The 24,631-nt window shown below is 54.5% G+C and carries 19 protein-coding genes and 3 tRNA genes; 7 read left to right on the forward strand and 15 right to left on the reverse strand.

Annotated elements, in window-relative coordinates:
* Positions 1 to 65: 65 nt before the first annotated feature.
* Positions 66 to 1,190 carry a tRNA guanosine(34) transglycosylase Tgt gene (gene tgt / locus Q8W24_RS00120; RefSeq protein ID WP_303434638.1) on the reverse strand — a complete coding sequence of 375 codons (1,125 nt, stop codon included), beginning with the start codon at positions 1,188 to 1,190 and terminating at the stop codon, positions 66 to 68.
* Between the two features lie 29 nt (positions 1,191 to 1,219).
* A complete protein-coding gene (queA, locus tag Q8W24_RS00125; RefSeq protein WP_303434635.1) occupies positions 1,220 to 2,323 on the reverse strand; it encodes a tRNA preQ1(34) S-adenosylmethionine ribosyltransferase-isomerase QueA in 1,104 nt (367 codons plus the stop codon).
* A 181-nt stretch (positions 2,324 to 2,504) separates the two neighbouring features.
* Between queA and Q8W24_RS00130 the strand changes: the two genes are divergently transcribed.
* From Q8W24_RS00130 to Q8W24_RS00140, 3 genes are all read left to right on the forward strand, one after another.
* Positions 2,505 to 2,591, forward strand: a tRNA-Leu gene (locus Q8W24_RS00130).
* Between the two features lie 36 nt (positions 2,592 to 2,627).
* Positions 2,628 to 2,713: transfer RNA gene (locus tag Q8W24_RS00135), tRNA-Leu, on the forward strand.
* 115 nt (positions 2,714 to 2,828) lie between these two features.
* Positions 2,829 to 2,914, forward strand: a tRNA-Leu gene (locus tag Q8W24_RS00140).
* A gap of 169 nt (positions 2,915 to 3,083) precedes the next feature.
* Here Q8W24_RS00140 and Q8W24_RS00145 read toward each other — a convergent pair.
* Together Q8W24_RS00145 and Q8W24_RS00150 are read right to left on the reverse strand one after the other, a co-directional pair.
* A complete protein-coding gene (locus tag Q8W24_RS00145; RefSeq protein WP_303434639.1) occupies positions 3,084 to 4,262 on the reverse strand; it encodes a VWA domain-containing protein in 1,179 nt (392 codons plus the stop codon).
* A gap of 2 nt (positions 4,263 to 4,264) precedes the next feature.
* On the reverse strand, positions 4,265 to 5,137 hold the full coding sequence (locus tag Q8W24_RS00150; RefSeq protein WP_303434640.1) for a MoxR family ATPase: 873 nt from the start codon (positions 5,135 to 5,137) through the stop codon (positions 4,265 to 4,267).
* Between the two features lie 330 nt (positions 5,138 to 5,467).
* Between Q8W24_RS00150 and Q8W24_RS00155 the strand changes: the two genes are divergently transcribed.
* Both Q8W24_RS00155 and Q8W24_RS00160 read left to right on the forward strand, forming a co-directional pair.
* On the forward strand, positions 5,468 to 6,649 hold the full coding sequence (locus Q8W24_RS00155; protein ID WP_303434641.1) for a Na/Pi symporter: 1,182 nt from the start codon (positions 5,468 to 5,470) through the stop codon (positions 6,647 to 6,649).
* Between the two features lie 22 nt (positions 6,650 to 6,671).
* Positions 6,672 to 6,896, forward strand: coding sequence for a hypothetical protein (locus Q8W24_RS00160; RefSeq protein WP_303434642.1), 225 nt, complete (start codon positions 6,672 to 6,674; stop codon positions 6,894 to 6,896).
* A gap of 126 nt (positions 6,897 to 7,022) precedes the next feature.
* Here Q8W24_RS00160 and Q8W24_RS00165 read toward each other — a convergent pair whose 3' ends face one another.
* The 10 genes from Q8W24_RS00165 to Q8W24_RS00210 all read right to left on the reverse strand — a co-directional run bounded on the left by Q8W24_RS00165 (position 7,023) and on the right by Q8W24_RS00210 (position 19,484).
* The gene (locus tag Q8W24_RS00165) at positions 7,023 to 7,409 is read right to left on the reverse strand and encodes a carboxymuconolactone decarboxylase family protein (protein ID WP_305474013.1); all 387 of its coding nucleotides are present in this window, start codon (positions 7,407 to 7,409) and stop codon (positions 7,023 to 7,025) included.
* A gap of 190 nt (positions 7,410 to 7,599) precedes the next feature.
* Positions 7,600 to 10,080, reverse strand: coding sequence for an RND family transporter (locus tag Q8W24_RS00170; RefSeq protein ID WP_305474016.1), 2,481 nt, complete (start codon positions 10,078 to 10,080; stop codon positions 7,600 to 7,602).
* Positions 10,081 to 10,082: 2 nt separating this feature from the next.
* Complete coding sequence (locus Q8W24_RS00175; protein ID WP_303434645.1) at positions 10,083 to 11,243, reverse strand: YCF48-related protein; 1,161 nt, start codon at positions 11,241 to 11,243, stop codon at positions 10,083 to 10,085.
* 253 nt (positions 11,244 to 11,496) lie between these two features.
* Positions 11,497 to 12,876, reverse strand: coding sequence for a DUF1329 domain-containing protein (locus Q8W24_RS00180; protein WP_305474018.1), 1,380 nt, complete (start codon positions 12,874 to 12,876; stop codon positions 11,497 to 11,499).
* 49 nt (positions 12,877 to 12,925) lie between these two features.
* Positions 12,926 to 15,571: an aminopeptidase N gene (gene pepN / locus Q8W24_RS00185; RefSeq protein WP_305474019.1), complete on the reverse strand. Its 2,646-nt coding sequence runs from the start codon at positions 15,569 to 15,571 to the stop codon at positions 12,926 to 12,928.
* Between the two features lie 85 nt (positions 15,572 to 15,656).
* Entirely contained in the window at positions 15,657 to 16,508 is an 852-nt protein-coding gene (locus Q8W24_RS00190) for a DUF2797 domain-containing protein (RefSeq protein ID WP_305413747.1), read from the reverse strand.
* A 4-nt stretch (positions 16,509 to 16,512) separates the two neighbouring features.
* Positions 16,513 to 16,776: a YeaC family protein gene (locus Q8W24_RS00195; RefSeq protein WP_303434649.1), complete on the reverse strand. Its 264-nt coding sequence runs from the start codon at positions 16,774 to 16,776 to the stop codon at positions 16,513 to 16,515.
* A 19-nt stretch (positions 16,777 to 16,795) separates the two neighbouring features.
* Complete coding sequence (locus tag Q8W24_RS00200) at positions 16,796 to 17,641, reverse strand: rhomboid family intramembrane serine protease (RefSeq protein ID WP_305474020.1); 846 nt, start codon at positions 17,639 to 17,641, stop codon at positions 16,796 to 16,798.
* Positions 17,641 to 18,597, reverse strand: coding sequence for a metallophosphoesterase (locus Q8W24_RS00205; protein WP_303434651.1), 957 nt, complete (start codon positions 18,595 to 18,597; stop codon positions 17,641 to 17,643). Before Q8W24_RS00205 ends, Q8W24_RS00200 begins: the two co-directional genes overlap by 1 nt.
* 2 nt (positions 18,598 to 18,599) lie before the next feature.
* Complete coding sequence (locus Q8W24_RS00210; RefSeq protein ID WP_303434652.1) at positions 18,600 to 19,484, reverse strand: NAD(+) kinase; 885 nt, start codon at positions 19,482 to 19,484, stop codon at positions 18,600 to 18,602.
* Between the two features lie 149 nt (positions 19,485 to 19,633).
* On the opposite strand from Q8W24_RS00210, the gene Q8W24_RS00215 reads away from it, so the two are divergent.
* Complete coding sequence (locus Q8W24_RS00215; protein WP_305474021.1) at positions 19,634 to 20,494, forward strand: DUF1853 family protein; 861 nt, start codon at positions 19,634 to 19,636, stop codon at positions 20,492 to 20,494.
* Here Q8W24_RS00215 and Q8W24_RS00220 read toward each other — a convergent pair.
* The gene (locus Q8W24_RS00220) at positions 20,470 to 21,471 is read right to left on the reverse strand and encodes a hypothetical protein (protein WP_305451353.1); all 1,002 of its coding nucleotides are present in this window, start codon (positions 21,469 to 21,471) and stop codon (positions 20,470 to 20,472) included. The genes Q8W24_RS00215 and Q8W24_RS00220 overlap by 25 nt on opposite strands.
* 470 nt (positions 21,472 to 21,941) lie before the next feature.
* Here Q8W24_RS00220 and topA point away from each other — a divergent pair, with 470 nt between their 5' ends.
* On the forward strand, positions 21,942 to 24,605 hold the full coding sequence (topA, locus tag Q8W24_RS00225; protein ID WP_303434655.1) for a type I DNA topoisomerase: 2,664 nt from the start codon (positions 21,942 to 21,944) through the stop codon (positions 24,603 to 24,605).
* The last annotated feature ends 26 nt before the right edge of the window (positions 24,606 to 24,631 follow it).

The raw sequence follows: 24,631 nt of genomic DNA on the forward strand, positions 1-24,631 counted from the left end.
CAAACCGGTCAGCCAGTTTGCGATATGGGGCTAAAAGCCGTACACCACAAGTCTGACCACCAGGATTATTTTTCCAGCGCTGGCGTTGTGCCACCACGTTTGGCGTAGAAATCATCAACAAAGGCCGCAAATGTACCTTCTTCGAGGGAGCGGCGCAAACCGTCCATCAATGTCTGGTAATAATGAAGATTATGAATACTGTTTAACGTAGCCCCTTGTATTTCCCTACATTTATCAAGGTGATACAGATAAGCGCGGCTATAATTCCGACAGGTGTAGCACTGGCATTCCGGATCAATCGGACCGGTATCATTACGATTGGCAGCGTTCCGCAATTTCACCACACCAAACGACGTAAACAGATGGCCATTACGGGCATTACGGGTTGGCATCACGCAATCAAACATATCCACACCGCGACGCACCCCTTCGACCAGGTCTTCCGGCTTGCCAACGCCCATCAAATAGCGTGGTTTGTCCTGTGGCATTTTGGGGGCAACATGGGCCAGCACCCGCATCATATCGGGTTTGGGTTCCCCGACACTCAGGCCACCAATGGCATAACCGTCGAAATCAATGTCGAGCAAGCCTTGCAAGGATTCATCCCGCAACGATTCGTACATGCCGCCCTGAATAATGCCAAACAGGGCCGACGGATTATCACCATGGGCTGCCTTGGAGCGTTTTGCCCAACGTAATGACAACCGCATGGAATCCGCAGCTTCCTGTTCCGTGGCAGGGTACGGCGTGCATTCGTCAAAAATCATCACAATGTCGGAGCCAAGATCACGCTGCACTGCCATCGAGCTTTCCGGTGTCATCAAGACGCGATCGCCATTCACCGGCGACTGGAAGGTCACACCTTCTTCCGTGATTTTGCGCATATCGCCGAGGCTGAATACCTGAAAACCGCCGGAGTCCGTCAGGATCGGTTTTTTCCAGCCCATAAAACCATGCAGACCGCCATGCTGCTTGATCACTTCCGTGCCGGGACGCAACATCAAGTGAAACGTATTACCCAGAATAATTTCGGCACCGAGGTCTTCGACCTGATCTGGATTCAGCCCCTTGACCGAGCCATAAGTGCCAACCGGCATAAACGCTGGAGTCTGGATATCCCCCCGAGGAAATGACACGGTGCCACGGCGGGCGTGACTGTGCTCATCGGAGGCGTGCAGGGTAAAGCTCATGGCGCACTGGCGCGCTGGGGTCTCGGATGTCATTCAGACTCCTGTGGGGCAATAGAATCAGCGGGAAAATGGGTAGCAGCGATCGCTTGCGATGTATTCTGAGCCGCCACGAATGGTCGCGACAGAAACATGGCATCACCATAGCTGTAAAAACGATAACCGGCAGTCACGGCATGCCGATAGGCGTCGAGTGTGTGTTGCTGTCCGGCAAACGCCGATACCAGCATAATAAGTGTGGATTCTGGCAAGTGAAAATTGGTGACGATTGCATCCACCGAACGGAACTGATAACCAGGATAGATAAAGATCCGGCTATCGCCATAAAACGGCGCTATTTCTCCGCTTTGGCTGGCACTTTCCAGACTGCGCACCGAAGTCGTACCGACTGCAATCACTCGCTTGCCAGCTGCTCGCGTCGCCTTCACCGCTGCCACGACATGCTCATCAACTTCGATGTACTCGGCGTGCATCTGGTGTTCCAGTACATTATCTACCTTGACCGGCTGAAAAGTACCCGCCCCGACATGCAGCGTAACAAACGCCAACTGCACGCCTTTCTCACGCAAGGCGGCCAGCATTGGCTCATCAAAATGTAACCCGGCCGTCGGAGCCGCTACCGCTCCAGGCTTTTCGGCATACACGGTCTGGTAACGCTGGCGGTCAAAATCATTGTCTTCCCGCTCCATATAATGGGGTAACGGAATATGCCCGGCCCGTTCCAGTAATGCCAACAAGGTCTCGTCGGTAACAAAGTGCAGATGGAACAGATTGGCTTCCCGGCCGATTACCTCCACAACGCACCCGGCAATCAACAGCGTCTGGCCAGGTTTGGGGGAACGTGATGCCCGGACATGGGCCAGCACGTTTGTACCTTCGAGCAGACGCTCGACAAGCACTTCGACTTTACCGCCCGAGCTTTTTTCACCAAAAAGCCGCGCCGGAATCACCTGGGTATTGTTAAAGACCAGTAGATCCCCCGCTTCCACCTGCTCCAACAGGTCGGTAAAACAGGCATCGGTGGTCTGACCACTGACACCATCAAGCATCAGCAAGCGGGATCCACTGCGTTGCTCGGTCGGATAACGAGCAATCAGCTCGTCCGGGAGTTCAAAACTGAAATCGCTGGTTTTCATGATGTCTATCGATTGCAAGAAAGAGGGATTGCCCGCCGCTGCACGCTATCATGCACTTTCGTTCGGGCAATAATGACCTCAAGGTTACCCAACAAGTCCGGCTAAGTTAAGAAATAACTTAAAATAATATTTGACAGAAAAATTTTCGACTGTAATATACGCGGCCACTGACAACGACTAAGCCAGAGTGGCGAAATTGGTAGACGCAGGGGATTCAAAATCCCCCGCCCTAGCGGGTGTGCCGGTTCGAGTCCGGCCTCTGGTACCAGAATGATTGTAGTTGTCAGCGGATTGCAAAATCCAAGCCCAGGTGGTGGAATTGGTAGACACGCTGTGTTCAGGTCGCAGTGAGCTATGCTCGTGGGAGTTCGAGTCTCCCCCTGGGCACCATTATTTTTCAGTAATGACCCTGTCGTTACCCTGTAAAAATAACGGTGCAGCAAGATGCAGGAAACACTGGCCGGAACAGTAACTCCGGGACTGGACATAACCAGTCAATAAAAATGCCCAGGTGGTGGAATTGGTAGACACGCTGTGTTCAGGTCGCAGTGAGCTATGCTCGTGGGAGTTCGAGTCTCCCCCTGGGCACCATCCTTTGTCCGAATCCGGACTGTCTTGATTTTCTTCTTACGTATTGTCCTTGTTTTTTATTGTCTGTTTTCCAGTGTTTATCTACGCCTGGCTACCCCCACGCCTGTCACACATCACTCCTCGACAATAAACGCCGACACAATACCATTAATGACCCCAGGCAACGGACTCAAGTCAGCTCTTTGATGGCGGCGGTAATACCTTCAACCGTCAGCGGATACATTCGATTTTCCATCAGCTGCTGAATCATTCCGAGTGAGCCATAAGGCCCCCACCATCGTTGTGGCGTTGGATTCAGCCAAACGACATGGGGAAACCGCTGAGTAATACGTTGCAGCCAGACCGCACCGGCTTCGTCATTGTAGTGTTCGACGCTACCGCCCACATGGGTTACTTCGTAAGGGGCCATGCTGGCATCACCAACAAAGATAACCTTGTAATCACTGCCGTATTTATGCAGTACATCCCAGGTGCTGATACGTTCCTGATGGCGACGGTTATTGTTACGCCAGACGGATTCGTACACGCAGTTATGAAAATAGAACCCCTCCATATGCTTGAACTCAGCACGGGCTGCAGAGAACAGTTCTTCGCACGCACGAATGTGTTCATCCATGGAACCGCCGACATCAAAAAAGAGCAGCACCTTGACGGCGTTATGACGTTCGGGCACCAGTTTCAGATCCAGATAACCGGCATTCTGGGCTGTCGAACGAATGGTGTCGTCTAGGTCAAGCTGGTCAGCGGCTCCCTGGCGGGCGAACTGGCGTAAACGACGCAGAGCCACTTTGATATTACGAATGCCGAGTTCAATGCTGTCGTCGAGATTGCGGTAGTTGCGTTCTTCCCACACTTTAACGGCTTTGCGATGGCGGCTTTCGCCCTGCTCGATACGTATGCCTTCAGGGTTATAGCCGAATGCACCAAAGGCCGAGGTACCACCGGTGCCGATGTTCTTGCTGCCGCCCTGATGACGTTTGGTCTGATTTTCCAGTCGCTCCCGCAGGGCCTCAAGGATTTTATCGAGGCTGCCCAGCCCCTGCACTTCGGCTTTCTGGGCTTCGGTCATCACCCGCTCCAGCTCCTTGCGCAGCCAGTCATCGGGCAAGTCCAGTTCCTCCAGTGCTCCAGAGAAGGATTCCAGGCCACTGAAATAGGAAGCAAAGGCACGGTCAAAACGATCGTAGTATTTTTCGTCTTTGACCAGACAAAGCCGGGCCAATGCATAGAACTCGTCAGCATCGGCAAACACCAGCCCTTGCTGCAACGCCCGCAACAGATCAAGGTATTCCCGCACCGAAGCCGGAACACCGGCGGCACGAACGGTCTGGAAAAAATCAATCAGCACAATCAGCTCCGGCGGCGGCTCATAAAGGCGAGTTTTTCTAACAGTTGTACGTCTTGTTCATTTTTCACCAGCGCGCCGTGTAGCGGTGGGATTGCCTGAGTTCCCTGTTTGTTTTGCAGGGCATCCAGACCAATGTCGTCGGCCAGCAGGAGTTTAAGCCAGTCGATCATTTCAGAGGTTGACGGCTTTTTCTTCAAGCCTGGCACCTGACGCAGGTCGAAGAATACATCCAGTGCCGTCTGTACCAGCTCCTGTTTGATGTTGTCAAAATGCACATCGACGATACGCTGCATGGTGTCGCGATCAGGGAAGTCGATATAGTGGAAGAAACAACGCCGCAAAAAAGCATCGGGCAGTTCTTTTTCGTTATTACTGGTAATCAGAATAATCGGCCGGTGTTTGGCAACGATTTTTTCCTGGGTTTCGTAAACAAAAAATTCCATTTTATCGAGTTCCAGCAGCAGGTCGTTGGGGAATTCGATATCGGCCTTGTCGATTTCGTCAATCAGTAACACCACCGGCTTGTCGGCGGCAAAAGCTTCCCAGAGCTTGCCCTTGACGATGTAGTTCCGAATATCGTGCACCTGATCGGAACCCAGTTGGGAATCCCGTAGCCGCGACACCGCATCGTATTCATACAGGCCCTGATGCGCCCGGGTAGTGCTTTTGATGTGCCATTGAATCAGTTCGGTGCCCAGGGCATCAGCCAACTGCTCCGCCAGCATGGTTTTGCCGGTGCCCGGCTCACCTTTAAGCAGCAAGGGTTTTTGCAGTGTGATCGCGGCGTTGACCGCCATTTGCAGCTGTGGGGTAGCAATATAGTCGCTTGTCCCTTTAAAGCGGCTACTCGTGGGACTAGAATGTACATCAGTCATGCGAACTCTCCGGGGTTTCAGACATCGCAGTATAAAACACCTGCCTCTATTAAAAAGTCTCGCTATCACTCATGAAAATTATCAACCCTGCTGTGAATACCCCTGATCAGCATCCAACAAGTACTGGCCTGAATAGTTTTCAGAACAATTTCATATGGTTAAAACATCACAAAGCAAAAAACCGTTACCTGCAATAGGGCCAGATCACCCTATCACTATGATTGTGCTTAATGTCCAACGATGACGCTGTCATAAAAATGTCATAATTGTCGGGGAGTATCCTCGATTTGTTTGTACCCGCATAAAACCAACCGGATGAGCCATCTCTGTATGAACGATACGACTGCAAACGCGTCATCACCTGAGCTGAGCAACAGCCAGCTCTCTCCGAGCAGCCACTGGCTGAACTGGCTTAAAATTGCCGGTCTTGTTTATTTATTGCTAGTTTCTGTCTCCATTATTGGAGGTGGCTTCAAACTGGCGGCCGGAGAGCACGCCAAAGAACTGTTCGATTTTGCCAGCAACCCGCTGACCGGCCTGATCGTTGGTACCATTGCAACCGCCTTGATTCAGTCATCCAGTACCGTCACGTCTATTATCGTTGGCCTGGTTGCCGGCGGCTTGCCAGTCAGCATCGCTATTCCCATGGTGATGGGCGCCAATATTGGTACAACAATCACCAACACCATCGTAAGCCTGGGTCATGTCCGCAAGGGTGATGAATTCCGCCGCGCCTTTGCCGCTGCCACCGTGCACGATTTTTTCAATCTGGTGTCGGTCGTGATATTCCTGCCACTGGAAATCATGTTTGGAGTGCTGGAAAAGATGGGAGGGTTTCTCGCTTCCCTGATGGTTGGAGCCGACTCCCTGTCGATGCATGGCTTTAACTTCGTCAAACCGCTGGTCAAACCTCCGGTGACCTTTATCCAGCAACAACTGACCTCCCTGGCACCTGATACCGCCTCTGGCATCCTGATGGTGGTTCTGGGTATTGCGACCATTTTTGTGGTGATCACCCTGATTGGCAAACTGTTGCGCTCCTTGCTGGTTGGTAAGGCCAAGGCGATTTTACACTCTGCTGTTGGTCGTGGCCCGGTATCCGGTATTGCTTCCGGCACCCTGATGACCATTCTGGTGCAATCCAGCTCAACCACCACCAGCCTGATTGTGCCGCTGGCCGGCAGTGGTGTTTTCAGCCTGCGCCAAATCTACCCGTTTACTCTCGGTGCCAATATTGGTACCTGTATTACTGCTCTGCTGGCAGCGACCGCTATTACTGGAGTCAATGCTATTTTTGCGCTGCAAATTGCCTTGGTTCATCTGCTTTATAATGTTTCCGCTGTTATACTGATTTACGGTATTCCCTTATTGCGTAACATTCCATTGTGGGCTGCGGAACACTTGTCCATTGCTGCCTCTGCCAACAAAATCTATGTTGGTGTCTATATTTTGGGAATATTTTTTGTAACACCTCTGGTGCTGATTGGTGGCTGCCAGTTACTGGGTATTTAATCGGCATTTAAAAGAGTTGGCTATGAGCGAAAACAAACAAGAATTACAGCGTAAAATTGAAAAAATGGAACTGCGTCTGGCGGAGCTAAAAACCCGCCTTGCTGCAGTGGAATTGGCAGAACAGCACGAAGCCGTTGATCATCTTGATGAGTATCTGCAAGCAGTGGATCACGAATACGACAGCTTGCGCGCTTTCTGGCCTGTCGTGGTGCAAGAGTTTCGTACCCTGCTGGGAAAGAAACCCTGAGCCATTGGTAAGCGCTGCCCTTTCAGGCAGCGCCCAGGGGTGTCCCCACTCACGCCCAACCAGTCAACACAGCCATCATCCGCTGCCTGGCTCTCATATAGTGGCCAGTGGCCGCTGACAGACGTGTCAGTCGTTTTCAAAGGCCGACAGATCCAATACCTCTGCCGCCGCCCTGAAGGCTTCCTGAGTCGCTGGCGCTCCGCAATATGGCAAGCTGTGCAGCAACACTTCACGAATTTCCTGCGGCGTACAGCCGTTATTCAACGCCCCACGAATATGGCCTTTTAACTCAGCCGGCGACTTTAACGCCGTGAGCATGGCGATCGTAACCAGCGAACGTACATTACGCGGCAAACCATCATGCTGCCAGGTTGACCCCCAGGCATGTTCGTTAATCCAATCCTGCAAAGGCTCCGTCAGCGCTGTGGTATTTTGCTGCGCCCGCTGGACAAAATCTGCCCCCATAACTTCGGTCCGTACCTTGAGACCATTCGCTTTGCTCTGTTCCGACATAAACATTCTCCTGCCAGTCGTAAAACGGTGATAAGTATCAGAGCGTCAGATTATCAGGAAAGAAGATTCCCAGAACAATAAGGCCAGAAGATCAGAAGATCAGACCTCACACCATGCCGCACCGGAGCAGGTGGCCACGGATCGCCCTAGCGGGCAACCCGAGTGAGGTCAGGCAGACATAACGAGCACCCTACACCGCAGGTGGTACGCTTTGGTGAACGCGCTGGTGCCGCTCCCGGATTTTTTCCGGGTTAAGTAACATGCTGGCCAGTGCAGGTAGCAATACCAGAGCACCGAGCATGTTCCAGAGGAACATAAAGGTCAGCAGGATGCCCATATCAGCCTGGAATTTGATCGGTGACAGCATCCAGGTAGCCACACCGATCGCCAGCGTCACGCCGGTAAAGCTGACCGCCTTGCCGGTAGAACGCAGGGTTTCCAGATAGGCATCCTTCAGCGACAGGCCAGAAATCAGCAACGCCTCCAGTCGGTTGTAAATATAGATGCCATAGTCAACGCCAATCCCTACTCCCAGAGCAATCACCGGCAACGTGGCGACCTTGACGCCAATTCCCAGCCAGGTCATCAATGCTTGCCCCAGTATCGAAGTCAGCGCCAATGGCAGCAGGATACAGGCGACCGCAGTCAACGAGCGGAATGTCAGCAGACACAAACTAAACACCACCACATACACAAAAATCAGCATGGTGTCTTGCGCATCGGCGATCACCTGGTTGGTGGCGGCTTCGATCCCGGCATTACCGGAGGCCAGCTGCAGGCGCATTGGCACTGCATCTATCTTGCCTTCGGCAATGGCATCCTGAATGGCGTCGGCCCGCATGCCGAAGTACATCTCGTCCACCTGATCGTCGTATTCTGACTTGAAGGCTTCCACCGCATCCACCACGGTTTGTAACGTCTCCGCCTTGTGGTCGTTCAGATAGATAATCACCGGAGCCATGGAGCAGTCGGCATTCAGCAGCCCACCCGGTGCCCGCTGGATGGAGGTATTCAGAATGGTTTGGTTGCGCGACAGGGCGTACCAGTTAAGGTTGCCTTCATTCATCGCCTTGGTCACCAGCTTGGAGACCGTGACCAGCGACAAGGCAGACTGTACGCCGGGAACGTTTTCCATACGCCACATAAACCGGTCGAGCACATCCATCACCTTGAAGGTGTTACACATTTCGATCGGGGTTTCGGCCATCACCACCATCACGTCCGAACTGGTGGAATAGCTGGCTACCATAAAGTCGTTATCGAGGTTGTAGCGCGAGTCTGCCCGCAGTTCCGGCGCGCCCTTGTCCAGGTCGCCAATTTCCAGATCCTGGCTGTAATACACGCCAAACGCACCCAGCACCACGGCCAGCGACAGCACCGTAACGGCGTAGCGTTTATCGGTAAAACGACCCAGCCATTGCCAGATCACCGGATTGGCTTTTTCGGCCTTTTGCGCCTGGGCAATACCGGCGGGACTGATGCCAATGTACGACATCACAATCGGCACCAGTACCAGGTTGGTCACGATGATCATGGCAACCCCGACCGAGGCCGCAATGGCCAGTTCCTGAATCACGCCGATATCGATAAACAGCAAGGTCAGAAAACCCATCGCATCACTGAGCAGCGCCAACATGCCCGGCACATACAAACCGCGAAAGGCCTGACGTGCCGACGACATCTTGTCCAGCCCCTGGCCGGAATGAATGGCAATGCCATTGATCAGCTGCACGCCGTGACTGATACCGATGGCGAACACCAGAAACGGCACCAGCACCGAATACAGGTCGATACTGAACCCCAGCAGCGCCAGTGCTCCCAGCTGCCATACCACCGCAATCAGCGAAGCGGCAATCGGCACCAGCGTGCCTTTGGGGCAACGGGAATACAGATACAACAACACTGCCGTCATCAGCATCGCTGCCAGAAAGAAGTAGCCAATGGACACGGCACCATCAAGCAAGTCACCCAGTTTTTTGGGCGTGCCGGTGATGTAAATGCGAATGCTGTCGGACTGGTAGTGATCGCGAATCCGCTCTTCGAGCTGGTGCGACAGCGCCTGATAACCAAGCTTTTCTCCCGTTTCCGGGTCACGCTCCAGCAGCGGAACATCGATCACCGTAGACACAAAATCGTTGGCGACCAGACGGCCCACTTGCCCTGATTTGAGAATATTCTGGCGTACTTGTTCGATACTGGCCGGACTGCCGTCATAATTGGCGGGAATCACCGGGCCACCCTGAAAGCCTTCTTCGGTCACTTCGGTCCAGCGGGTATTGGGGGTCCACAACGACTGCATGCCGGAGCGGTCAACACCAGTCACAAAAAAGACATCGTCGTTGATTTTACTCAGCGTTTGCAGATAGGCATCGTCAAAAATATCGCCCTCGACGGCGGCCACGGCAATCTTGATATTGGCCATGCCGCTTTTCATATCATCTTTATGCACCAGATAATTCTGGATATAGGGGTGCTGCAGCGGAATGTATTTTTCGATGCTGGAGTCCAGCCTGATCTGGGTCAGGCCAAAGGCAAACACCAGCGTCAGCAGTGTCAGTACCATCAACACCAGCGAGCGATTGTTAAACAACACTCGCTCTAACAAGGGCTCTGTCTCTGGCGACAGAATAAAGTGTTCCGGCTCGGTCGAATAATGATGTTTCTGGGTCATGATTACTGCGCCTCCACAATTCGGGCAGCGCTGATCAGCTCACCACGACGATTAATACGCTGTATACCCACTTCACCCACCAGCACAAACCCCTCTTCGACGGCGGCCAATGCGGCAACCCCCTTGCGGCCTGCCAGGTTGATGATTTGAGTAGCCTGATTATCCAGTAATATCACGGTGCCTGAATTACCGACCAGTACCCGGCTACCGTTATCCATAGCCAGGCCCTGAAACAGGGTCTGTTCATTATCTAGCGCTAATTCGCGCCAGTGTGCCCCGGCATCGGTTGATTGAAACAGATGGCCTCGTAACCCCATCAAGGTCAGCTGATTCGCGCTGCTGATCATGCCAAACAGTGAGCCATCATAAGGGGACTCCAGTGCTTGCCAGCTGTCACCGTTATCCGTGGATGTCAGGATCAATCCCATTTCGCCAACAATAAACAATTGTCCATACGCAGCCTGGGTCAGGCTGTTCAGGTGGGAACGTTCTGTTAATGGCAAGCGCGAGGTAAATTCGCTCCAGCTGTCACCGCCGTTATGGGTTTCAAACGCCATCCCGTAAGCCCCGACGGCCAGACCATGCTTATCATCAAGAAACAGCACGTCCAGTAACGGCTTGGTTGAGCCAATCGACACATCGTACTCAGCATCTTCAACCGCAAACATGGCGGTTTCCAGCACGATTTCGGCTTCCTCGAGTGCCTCTTCGTCGCGCTCGTCAGTCTCTTCAAGGCTGGCCAGCGCTGCTTCCGCCTGACTTAACAAACGCTCAGAGGCTTCAACCATGGCGTCGTTGGCAACAAAACCATCCAGCTGCTTGCGCCAGTTCAGGCCGCCATCCTCGGTTGCCAATATAATGCCGTCATGGCCGACAGCCCAGCCATGGCGCGCATCGGCAAAACTCACAGCGGTCAGGGTCACGCTGACAGGCACTTGTGCCTGTTGCCAGCTCGCTCCCTGATCATCGGAATACAGGATATGACCAAAAGCCCCCACTGCCACCAGCCGCTCACCGGCCTGGGTGATATCAAGCAGTAAGGCGGTATGGGCTTTTGCGCTGGTTTGCGCGGGGGTTTGCAAGGGATCGACCCATTGTGCCAATGCGGTCGTGGTCACCAGAGACAGGGTGACCATAAAGCAATATGCCTTGATCAGACGCATCAAGAACTCCGTTATTATTATGATGTTGATGGGACAGGCAAGCAGCTCTTTATGTGAACAAAAGGAACAACTCTATATCCTAATGTTTGGATAATCGCATGCCTTGAAGAGTTTGCCAATACAGTAGCGCATTCAATAACAGTCCAGACCAGCCCGAATCCGGGCTGATTGATGCCTGGCGTAGCGGCTCTAGTGCCAACAATAATAGTCGCGAATGCGATCGTTCGCCGGGTTCATCCACCCGGATGGCAAGTCAGTCGGCGTCGACCCTGATTGCCTCAACCGGCAGATCAAATCGCCGGACATCGTCCTGACCAGATTCCAACCCGGTGATGCTATAGCGGCCACTCGAGAGGTCATGAATCACAGTCGCCGCCGGCAGTACCCCCGGCAGCTCATAGAAACTTTTCAGCAGCCCCAGCCCGACCCGTTGTAACTGGCCATCGGCCCCATAAAAATCCGCCAGAGCAATCTGCCAACTGTCTTCATCTATATAATAGACCCGTTTGCGATAACGGTTACTGGCACCTTTTTTCAAGGTACCGTCCACCACCCAGACACGATGTTTTTCAAACCGCAGGGCGGAGCTGGCCAAATGCCCCGGCCCTAGCAAGGTGTCATCACCCAGGGTTTCAAAACGGTAATTGTTGTAAGGGATATACAGCTCGCGTTTACCCAACAGCAACCAGTGATATGACTGCGATGAACCACTGAACAAGGTAATGTCTTCTGTCCCCCGCAGGGTCGGGTCCCAGCCATCCGGCCAGGCACCTTGCTGACGACGATAACCATACTCTCGCCCTTCTTTTACCTTCAATTGATCCGTGACCCGTAACAGCCCGGCTCCGATAGCGCTCCACTGGCGCTGGAACAAGGTCATGTTTTTGCGTTCGGTATGACCAGTACGCCGGTCCGGTTCACACTGTGACAGAGGCAAGAAACAACGCGATCGCTGCCAGTAATACGGGTAGTTTTCTTGCACCCGCCAACGGATAGCTTGCCGTTGCCGGCCAGATACCTGTATCTCACGCCATTGCGCCTGGAGCTGCTCCCCTTGCCAGCGAGCGGCATGGTTCCAGATGGCTTGCACACCACTGTCCGGTATCGGGAACGGAATGCCGCCCCAGGCATAATAAAACCCGGGGCCATCCCGACTGGTTTCGGTCCGAATAACGTTTTGGTAGGTTTGTTCGTACACCATATCCGGTGCAGCCGCGGTACGGCGAGAAGGATAAACCGGCAGATAAAAACTGTCGGGATAACGTTCCAACAGAGCCTGCAGGCCCGGAGTTACAAAAGAACGATAGTCTGGCAGGTTGCCTGCCGCGATCCGAAACAACGCGGATTCTCCGGCAAAAGGGTCAATATGAGGTTGCCCTGCCCGCTGATAACCCAGCGGTGGCATGCGCAAGCCTCCCCGCCAGTCCGGGATATCGGTGCCGTTACCGGCTCGAGTGGCTCCCAGCGGGGTTAACTGATCCGACAGGCTGCCGGCACGTTCCAGCCGCATGGCCAATGCGGCATCGTCCAGCTCGGCAGCGAGATAATCCGCAGGATAACTGACCTCAAGCGCCTGGACTCCCGGCGTCAGCCACCCCCATAACGGCCATGTTAATAACCACCAGCGCCACAAACAGGACATCCTCCAGCATCACTCAGACAACAACGCAGCGCCTGGCGGGTCAGGCCAGGCTTTTGCTCACGATTTCATACACATCACGGGACAGGTCTGGTTGCGCCGCAACCCGTTCCAGCTGTTCTTTCATCTGTTCCGACAGTGCCGGTACCAAGCGTCGCCATTTGGTTAATGGTGTCAGCAAGCGTGAGGCAATCTGGGGGTTGGTGGCATTCAGACGAATAACGGCATCCGCCAGCAAGCGATAACCACTGCCATCCTGAGCATGGAAGTGACACAGCGCCTGATTGGCAAAAGCACCAATCACAGAGCGAATCTTGTTCGGGTTACGCCAGTCAAAGGCTTCGTGCTCCAGCAACTGCTGGATACGACTGAGTGTACCAAGATCGGCAGAACCGGCTTGTACCGATAACCACTGGTTCACCACCAGCGCATCGTTTTGCCATTGCTGGTAGAACGCTTCCAGGCTCTGTTGTGCCAGCTCGTCATCACCACTGCAAATCAGGGCCTGCAACGCCGCCATCTGATCGGTCATATTGTCGCTACTGCCAAACTGCGCCAATGCCTGACGAACTCCGGCATCGGACGCTACGCTCCAGTAACTCAGCGCCAGGTTTTTCAGCGTGCGGGCGGCCATTTGTTGTGGTTCTGGCTGATATTCGGCATGACTGAGCAGACGTTGATAGCAGGCAGCAAACTGTTCGTTCAGCGCCATCGCCATCGCCAGACGCACCCGTTGACGGCCAAGGTGAATCGCATGAGGGTCAACCTGATCGCTGAACTCAGCAATATAGGCTTCTGACGGCAAGGTCAGCAGGTAGCTGACCATGGCTGGATCAAGAGTATCGTCAGACAGCAGTTCGGCCATCACCTGACGAGCGTCCTCCGGCAGTTCAAATTCATCCAGACGGGCCTGGTCGATCCAGCCCAGCATCAGACGCTGACCGGCGTCCCAGCGGTTGAACCCATCACTGTCATGCTGCAGGCGGAACAACAAGTCTTGCGCACTTTGTTCAAACTCGACCTTGACCGGTGCCGAGAAGTCACGGAATAACGACAGTACCGGCTGGCTCTCCAGCCCGGAGAACACAAAGGTTTGCTCGGCTTCGGTCAAGTGCAGCACCTGGCTGGCTGCAGTCCAGGTTTCCATACCCGCGGCGTTCACCGAGGGGGTCACCTGTACCGGCAAATCCTGACCATTGGCATCAAGCAGACCCAGCTGTACCGGAATCCACATCGGCTGTTTGTTGGTTTGTCCCGGGGTGTCCGGGCATTGCTGACGCAAGGTCAGGTACAAGGCCTGCTCGTCGGCACGATAGTCAACCTCCGCGCTGACCACTGGCGTACCCGCTTGCTTGTACCAACGCTTGAATAAAGTCAGATCAATACCGTTGGCATCTTCCATGGCAGCAACAAAATCATGGATAGTGACAGCCTGACCATCATGTCGCTCGAAATACAGATCCGACCCTTTGCGGAAACCGTCGGCTCCGAGGATCTTGTGGATCATACCCACCACTTCTGCGCCTTTTTCATAGATGGTTACGGTATAAAAGTTAGCGATTTCAATAAAGGAATCCGGTTGTACCGGATGCGCCATCGGGCCGCCGTCTTCGGCAAACTGTACCGTACGCACCATACGGGCATCTTCGATACGCTTGACTGTGGCAGAGTGCATATCCGCCGAGAAGCTGGCATCCCGGAAAACAGTAAACCCTTCTTTCAGGCTGAGCTGGAACCAGTCGCGGCAGGTTACCCGGTTGCCCGACCAGTTGTGGAAGTATTCATGGGCGACAATGGCTTCGATACGTTGATAGGCGGCATCGGTGGCAGTAGCCGGGTTGGCCAGTACACAGGAGGAGTTAAAGACGTTTAAGCCCTTGTTTTCCATTGCGCCCATATTGAAGTCATCCACGGCCACAATCATAAAGATATCCAGATCGTACTCACGACCATAGACTTCTTCGTCCCAGCGCATGGAACGCTTGAGTGCGTCTAGCGCATATTCCGTCTTGTCGATATTCTGTGGTTCAACAAAAATTCTCAGGGTGACATCGCGACCACTCATGGTGGTGAAATGGTCTTCCTTGTGCAGCAGATCTCCCGCCACCAGCGCAAACAGATAGGCCGGTTTACGGTGTGGGTCAAGCCAGCTTACCTGGCGGCGACCGTCGGCCAGGGTTTCGTCCGCGATACAGTTGCCGTTCGACAGCATTACCGGGTAACGCTCGCCGTCGGCAATAATATGGGTGGTGAACACCGACATCACATCCGGGCGATCCAGATAATAGGTAATACGGCGGAACCCTTCCGCCTCACACTGGGTACAGTACATGCCACCGGAGCGGTACAGACCTTCCAGCGCGGTATTCGCTGCCGGATCAATACGCGTCACAATGCTCAGCTGGTGCTGTTGTGCCAGACCGGTGATGGTTAATGAATCGTCGGTCACAGTGTAGGCATCCGCCGCTAGCGTGGTGCCATCCAGCGTCAGTTGCAGCAGCTCCAGCTGTTGACCCTGTAATTCCAGCACACCGGACTGATTGCCGGCGTTGTTGGCTTCGAGCGTCAATACCGCGGTCACAACGGTGGCATCCTCTTGCAGCTCAAACGTCAGTTCCGTCTGGTTGATCCAGTATTCCGGCTGACAATAGTCTTTCAGGTAAATACTTTGGGGTTGGGCATCACGCATGGATATTTTTCCTTCTGAAGTCGGTTCACTCCGCCGCCCTGGCCATCGAATCATGAAAGGCCTTGTGATCAGGCGGGCGTATTAATCAGATCGCATCAATATGAGTCAGAGTGACCTGATAACTGGTGTATTTGCGCAGATTGATGACGCCACTATCCAGCATCAGATACTGCCCCTTGATACCAAGTAGCCGCCCTTGCAGCTCTGGTGTCTTGTCCAGGTTGTGGCTGGTTACCTTGGTGGGGTATTCCAGCACAGGGTAATGAAAACTGTGCGACACAGTACGACTGGCGGGTAACCATTCAATGGCATCGTCGCCCAACTGGTCGGTCAGTGCGCGAATCGGGTCGTCGAGCTCGGCCAGCAAGTCATCCCGGGCGGCGCCCAGGTCGAGTAACGGGTTCTGGCCTTTCAGCATCGTCCGCCAGTTGGTTTTGTCGGCAACCCGTTGACGCAGCAGGTCTTCCAGCATTCCGGACACACGACGGCTGGCAACTCTGGCAATGGCCATGCCCTGTACGGCCCCCTGATCCAGCCAGCGGGTGGGCAGCTGACCGGCACGGGTAATACCGACCTTGATGCCGGACGAGTTGGCCAGGTAAACATAATGAGGCTGAAAACATACCTGTTCTGCCCAGTCCGGCTCGCGGCAGGTACCCAGATGAAAATGACAGGTTTCCGGGCTCATCATGCAGCGGTCGCACTGGGCCAGTTTGCTGAAACAGGGATAACAATACCCCTGGCTGAAACTTTTCCGGGTGCTGCGGCCACAGGCACAACAGTGAATGGCACCTTGCCAGCTCAATGCCACACGCTGGCCGATCAGGGCATTCATATCGATCTGGTCACGCCCCAGTGACAAGCGGTAAGCCACTTGTCCATCAGCCGCAGCCGTCGCGGCCATTTTGCTGAGCGCACCCTGGTAACGGTCGGTCATGGGCTTACTGCAGCGTCAATGGCTGAACGTCATCATCACGGCCAATGGTCTCAACGTTGCCACTGGCACAGGCGCCACCGACATAACCTACCCGTTGTTCGGCCGGTACCTGATGGGTAATTTCATAGTGCAGAATGGCTTCCATACACAGTTCGCGCTGGCCTTCCTGCAACGCGGTGCCGTTGGGCCATTTGCCCAGCGCCACGGCGTTTTTGAGGTTTTCATAGACGGCCGGGGTCAGCGACTGGATCAGATCTTGTAATGTCATCGTTTTATCTCCAAACAATTTACGTATCGGGGGCAGCTGGTCGCTTGCTCGGCCACACCGTGGCCAGCAACATGCCGGCGATCAAGCCACCCAGGTGCGCACCATGAGCAATACCGGTCAGGCCCGGTAGCAGGCTGTCACTCATCATGGTCAGCAGCAGCCAGCCCACCATCACAGGCAGCAGCATGGCCGGGATGGAGTACGACAGCTTGCGCTGATATTGCCGCCAGCCGACCCAACCCAGCAGTCCCAGAGTGACACCGGACAGCCCACCAAAACCGGGGCCGCCATACCACCACTGCACCAGGTTGCCCACCAATCCGGTGATCAGGGTCAACAGTAGCAACATGCGCGAGCCATCATGCTGTTCGATACTGCGCCCCAGAATCCACCACCACATGCTGTTAAACACCAAATGGACCAGCGAAAAATGCACCAGTATCGGTTTAAGCCAGGCCAGCAAGCCGATGTCCAGATAGGTGGCCAGCTGCATCCGCTGCTCCGGCCACAGGCCATCTCCGGGTTGCCCCCAGGCCAACCAGTCGGTCGAAATGTGCATCCAGCCAAAAATCAGTACCAGTACCAGGCTCATTGCCAGAGTCACCGGTACTTGCGCCAGGGTCAGAATAAACGCCACCAGCGGCCTGGGTTTACCGGTCTCGACCTCTGGTTTGCCCAGCTGGCCTTCCCGCCACTGCTCGACCCAGCTCCGTACCTGGGCAATATCAGCCTCATGGGCCAGGTACAGGTGTTGCTGACCCTCCACCATGATCACCCGGTGCGCGATACGATGCGCCCATAATTGTTGTGTGAGCGGCGACAGATCAACCGCCGCATCCGCCACCAGTACCAGCAAAGCTTCCATCAGCGCTCGTTCTTGTCCACTCTGACCCAGGTGAATTTATTGGGCTGTAGTTGATGTTCAGTATCCATGCGATAGGCCACCAGGCGGCCATATTTCACGGCACTATAATCGATACACGCCAGATTGGTACTCAAGGGTGACGGAATACCTGACATCCAGTAATGACCAAAAAACAGCGGTTTTTCTTCCGTGCTGTAATACAGCAGCTGGCGTTTCTCTGCCTCACTCAACAGCGAATGCTGTAAATCCTCTGGTAAGGGATCGGGCTGAAACAGGACATCGCTGTAGCGCTGGGGGTCATGCTCCCAGAACTTGGTGCGGAAAAATTGCCGTACAAAGCCATCGGTAGCGGTCATGGAGCGGCCTTGTGGCAGCTTCAGCGAGGTGCCACGCAGCATCCGGTCAAGGAACTTGTGCAGGAAGCTGGCAGGATCAACCGATTCCAGCAGCAGCTGGCGATCCAGCTGATTACCACCGTAGCGGGCGATATATTCGGCGATCATATCGCTGTCCCAGCAAGCGTGTACAACCCGAAAATGGTCGTATTCGGCAAACAGTGGCCGCTCCAGAAACCAGTCGAGCATATCGTTCAGCTCTTGCGGATGGTGGGCAAATTGCTCCATCGTGGCTTCAACAATATGGCTGTTGCGGCGTGTGTGTTCACGCAAAAACGGTTGCCGCATACCGGCAGGGGCCTTGGTACAGTAGGTAATCAGGTTGTACTCGTGATTCCCCATCAGCATTTCTGCTTCACCGGCCTCGACCATATTCCGCACGACTTCACAGGCCAGTCGAATATGAGGGCCACGATCCACAACATCACCCACAAACACGGCCTTGCGCGTATTATGACGATAAACGCCATGCTGCTTGCGATAACCCATTTGCTCCAGCAAGGTAACAAGGGTATCGCCACAGCCATGTATATCCCCGATCAGATCATATCCCTGGTGCATATTCAGTCTCCAAGGTTACTGCTCCAGCCCAATTTGGTGCGGCATATCTCGTAGAAGTTATGCCCTTTGGGGTGAATCAATTTAAACTTGTGCGCTTTTTTCCGGATGGTAATCACATCACCGGGCGCACATGGAAGATGGGTTTGACCATCACAGCTGAGCGTTGGATAAATATCCAGATCGCCATCAATATGGATTTTGATTTCGCTTTTGCCATCCACCACTATAGGCCGACTCGACAAGGTATGTGGAAACATCGGTACCAGTACCAGGGCATCCAGTTTGGGATGCATGATCGGCCCGCCACCGGATAACGAATACGCCGTCGAACCGGTCGGAGTGGACACAATCAAGCCGTCTGACCGCAGGTTATAAACGTACTGTCCTTCGATATACAGGTCGAAAGCAATCATGCGAGCCGACTTGCCCGGGTGTAACACCACATCATTCAGGGCCGCAGCCCCACCGATCGGATTACCATCCCGTTTGACTTCTGCATCCAGCAAAAATCGCAGTTCACTGGTGTATTCGCCATGCAAAACCGCAAGCACTTCGTCACACATGGTGTCGCCAGGGCTGATGTCGGTCAGAAAACCAAGACGGCCACGGTTAATACCCAGTACCGGAATATGGTACTTGGCCAAAGCACGAGCCGCCCCAAGCAAGCTGCCATCACCTCCGACCACAATCACCAGGTCGCAGATTTCACCCAGCAAATTGACCTTGCTGACCTGCATATTATGGCCCGGAATCACCTCAGCAATGCGATCGTCGAGAATGACGTAATATCCCTCATCGGTCAGAAAGCGGGATAATCGCTTGACGGTTTCAATGACCTTGTTACTGTTCAAGCGGCCGATAAGGCCTATATTACGAAACTCTTCCATCACCTTAACCCAAGTCGTTGTTATCGATGCAGCCTGTAACCGGCGCTGCGATGCCACCCAATCCTGCCAAATGGATACTGCCAGTGTCGGGAGAGTGAAGTGCGCGATTTATATCACAGCAACTACCAAAAGGCTTGTTGACCTGACGCATGCAAATCTCCGAAGACGCCTTTTTCCAACTGCCAGACAAACACACCCGTGATTTGATCTGGGCGCTGACATCGCCCTCATTACTGGACTGCCCCTGGTCACCATCCCGGCCACCATGGCTGGAATCCCTCTGTCAGCAGGCCGGTTGCCCGACCCAGTGGCACCACACCAGTCGCAGTGAACAGAGCCGCCTCGGGCTGGTGTTTGAGTCGCTCTGGCACGAATGGCTACAGCACAGCGGCTGGCGCTGGGATGCCAATATCCAGATCGCCGGACGCGATCGTACCCTCGGTGAACTTGATCTGCTGATCGATAACGGTCAGCAACAATGGCACCTTGAACTGGCCCTAAAGTTTTATCTTGGCATTGGCAATGACTGGATCGGTGCCAATCGCCGGGATCGACTGGCGAACAAATTGCGCCACACCTATGAACAGCAACTCCCTCTGGCCCGCCATCCACAGGCACAGCCACTGCTGGCGACACGGGGCTGGTCTCCGCGCCGGTCGGAAGCCGTCTTCCGTGGTTGCCTGTTTTACCCGGCCAATCCTGCCATCACGGCCCAGCGACCGGCGGAAGTGAATCCTCACCACTGGCAAGGTCGCTGGTGTCATGCCAGTGAGTTGCAAGAACATATCCGCACTGGCCATTGGGTCATTCTGGCCCGCGATGAATGGCTCAGCCCGGTCTTGTCTCCGGTGGCCGCCAGCGCAGCCGATATCGTGCAATTGCTGCAGTGCCATTTTCGTTATCTGGATATCCCGCTCTGCCTGGCCCGGGTCAGGCCACAGCAGCCATACTGGGCAGAGCAGCAACGCTGGATGGTTGTTGCAGATCATTGGCCCAACGGACGGACCTGATCGACCTGGCCCTCAGCAGACACATCGACATCCAGGCCGATCCCCCGTCGGCCCTGCAACCCGCCGCCATGAATCAGCAGAACGGATTGCCCCTGCCACAACGCAGCATGCTGTAACCAGGTGTCGACCAGGGGCGCGCCGTACACCGGATCGAGCGGTAACCCCTGACGGTCAAAGGCGGTGATTTGCCCTCGCAACGCATCGGATTGCGCCCCGAAGCGGCGCATGCTGCTGGCAACAATCTGCCATGACCGACCGGCAAACAACCGCTGCCAGCGTTGCGCCAGAGCGCCATGATCGGCAACGGTATTCACCGCCACCAGATGTACATCAGCGGGCAGCCTTGGCAACAAGCGCTCGGCTGTTGTCCCGCTGCCGGCTGCCAGCCACACCTGATCATATCCGGCACAGACAGCCGCCAAGGCCGCAAATGCCTGCGCCCCGGGATCTTGCTGGTCATCGCCATCAAGCCCTGACAACAGCGCCATCTCTGTCGATGCCGCCCAGGCCCCACCCTCGCCGATAAAATAGCTGTCAGTCGCCGCCGACCAGTGGCGCTGCCAGTCCGGGTCATAGCGCTGGCGATAATCAACTCTGGACTGGAATACCAGCTGCATGCCCCAATCGACACAATCCTGCAAGGTTGCCGTCAACGGCACATCGTCATAACCCCGTACCAGGCCGGTTGTACGAACCCCAGCCCACTGCCCCAGAAATGCCACCGCATGCAAATGATTTGACCAGACACCTCCCGGCGTTACCCAACCGGAACGGCCACTGCCCTGCCAGGGCTGCCAGTGACACAACAGTTTGAACAGCTTGTTACCCGACAGCACCGGATGGATACGATCCAGCCGCAACACAGACACACCGGATGTATCGATATCAGCCTGAAGCGGAAAACGTTCCACCTCCAGATCATGGCACAAAGACAGCAACTTCTGGGCAGCCCCAAAACCCGTCAAAGAAGAAAACACAGCAGTCATTCCTTATCGGCTGTTACCCCAAAAGGTCAATCAACCCGTATTGAACGCCACAGCACAGTGAATAATTTGTCGCCGCCATCATACTCTTATTAAAGAAGGCTCTGGCCAGAGTCGGATAGCTTAATTGGCAAGCTGGTCAGCAGCCCCTGAAATCAGTATTTGGCCAGCACTCACTAACCGGCAACAAGTCAGGCAGCATAAGCCTGACAGCACAGCCGCAGCATCAACCCAGAACAACAAATCCCCCCTCTGGGGATACCCCGAATCATTCATAAAAGTTACTTAAAAATACTTGGCCAAAATTGATATTTTGCGTAAAAAACGACCTCGTTTTTTACTGTTCATGGCAGAGAATGTGCAGAAGTTCCTTGCTTCAGGCTTGACCAAACCCAGGGGTCTACCTATAAAGTGTCGCCACAACTGGGCTGAGTTAACACGTATTTAAGGGTAAAACGGAGAATATGGGCAGATCGCTGGTAATTGTGGAATCGCCTGCCAAGGCGAAAACCATCAATAAGTACTTGGGTAAGGACTTTATCGTCAAGTCCAGCGTCGGCCACGTGCGCGATTTGCCTACATCCGGTTCCGCGTCAACAAGCGATCCGAAGGAGCGTGCCAAACAGGCCGCCCTGACGCGCAAAATGTCGCCGGAGAAAAAAGCGATCTACAAGGCTCGCAAAGCCAAGGAACAGCTGATCAACCGCATGGGCATCGACCCGGAAAACGGTTGGGAAGCCCACTACCAGATTTTGCCGGGCAAGGAAAAGGTCGTCGACGAACTCAAACGCCTGGCCAAGGATGCCGACCAGATTTATCTGGCGACGGATTTGGACCGCGAGGGAGAAGCCATCGCCTGGCACCTTCGTGAGATTATTGGCGGCCAAGACGAGCAATATCGTCGAGTGGTATTTAACGAGATCACCAAAAAAGCCATTCAAAAAGCCTTTGAACAGCCCTCCGACCTGAACATGAACCGCGTCAATGCCCAACAGGCGCGGCGCTTTCTCGATCGCGTGGTGGGCTTTATGCTGTCGCCACTGCTGTGGAGCAAAATTGCCCGCGGCCTGTCAGCCGGACGCGTGCAATCAGTGGCCGTGCGCCTGATTGTCGAGCGCGAGCGGGAAATCCGCGCCTTTATTCCAGAAGAATTCTGGGAAGCCTTTGCCAACCTCAGTACCGACAGCGGTGAAGTGTTACGGGCGCAGCTGATTCGCTATCAAGGCAAGGAATTCCGCCCCACCAATGCCGCCGATACCCATGCCCTGATCGACCAGCTGAGCAAATTGCCCTTTGCCGTCAGCAAGCGTGAAGACAAGCCCACCAGCTCCAGGCCGGCAGCGCCATTTATTACCTCCACCCTGCAACAAGCGGCCAGCACCCGCATGGGCTTCAGCGTCAAGAAAACCATGACCCTGGCCCAACGGCTGTACGAAGCCGGTTACATCACCTATATGCGTACCGACTCCACCAACCTGAGTCAGGATGCTGTCGCCAGTGTGCGTGACTACATCCAGGACAAGTTAGGGGAGCAATACCTGCCCGACCAACCACGCATTTACAGCAGCAAGGCAGGTGCACAAGAGGCGCACGAAGCCATCCGGGTTTCCGATGTCACCCTGCGGGCCGCCGACCTCAGCAGCATGGAACCGGATGCCCAGCGCCTTTACGATCTGATCTGGCGTCGTTTTGTTGCCTGTCAAACCGCCGATGCCAAATTCACCAGCTCCAGTATTACCACCAGTGCTGGCGATTTCGATTTAAAAACCCGTGGCCGGGTTATCCGCTTTGATGGCCATTTGCGCGTACTGACCTCCGGTGGTGGCAAGGACGATGACGTCTTGCTGCCCGATGTGGCCGAAGGTGATCACCTCAATCTGATTGAGCTGGAACCCAAGCAGCATTTCACCAAACCATCGCCGCGCTTCTCTGAAGCCGCCCTGGTAAAAGAGCTCGAAAAACGTGGTATTGGTCGCCCATCCACCTACGCCTCGATTATTTCCACCATTCAGGAACGTGGTTACGTCAGCCTCAAGGGCCGTCGTTTTTACGCTGAAAAAATGGGCGATATCGTCACCAGTCGTCTGGTCGAAAACTTCGATGACCTGATGGACTTTGGCTTTACCGCCAGCATGGAAGAAAAGCTCGACCATATTGCCGATGGCGACAGCAACTGGACCGAAGTACTGGATAATTTTTACGGCGGCTTCCAGAAAAAACTGGACAGTGCCGGTGAAGACGGTGGCATGCGTCCGAATACCCCGGTCGATACCGATATTCCCTGCCCGACCTGTGGTCGCCATATGCAGATCCGCACCGGCTCCACGGGTGTCTTCCTCGGCTGCTCCGGCTACTCACTGCCGCCCAAGGAACGCTGCACCCAGACGCTGAACCTGATCCCCGGCGAAGAAGCCATCTCCGCCGATGAAGACGAAGAAGCAGAAAGCCGTCGCCTGATGGAAAAACGTCGCTGCCCGATCTGCGACAACGCCATGGACAGCTACCTGCTTGATGAACAGCGCAAGGTACATATTTGCGGCAACAACCCGGATTGCGTCGGCGTTGAAGTCGAAACGGGCCAGTTCAAGATCAAGGGATACGACGGCCCGACACTGGAATGCGACAAATGCGGCAGTGAAATGCAGCTCAAATCTGGCCGCTTTGGCAAATACTTTGGCTGCACCAACAGCGAATGTAAAAACACCCGCAAGTTGCTCAAAAGCGGGGAAGCTGCGCCACCGAAAATGGACCCGGTCCCCATGCCGGAACTGAAGTGCCTGAAAGTCGACGATACCTATGTATTGCGAGACGGCGCATCGGGCCTGTTCCTGGCTGCCAGCCAGTTCCCGAAAAACCGCGAAACCCGTCCGCCACAAGTACAAGAGTTATTAGCTCATCAGGCGGAACTGCCACAAAAGTACCACTTCCTGCTGGATGCTCCGCGAACCGACAAGGACAACAACCCTTCCGTCATTCGCTACAGTCGCAAAAGCAAGGAACAGTACGTGATGTCGGAAGTTGAAGGTAAGGCTACCGGCTGGTCAGCCTGGTATAAAGACGGACAATGGGTTGAAGAAACCAAGAAAAAAGCCTCACCCAAAAAGACGACAAAAGCCGCTGACAAGTAGCGATAAATCGCCCTTTAGACTGAACC

Origin of the sequence: Oceanobacter sp. 4_MG-2023 (assembly GCF_030689165.1) — a bacterium.
In the GTDB taxonomy this organism is placed as follows: Bacteria; Pseudomonadota; Gammaproteobacteria; order Pseudomonadales; family Oceanobacteraceae; genus Oceanobacter.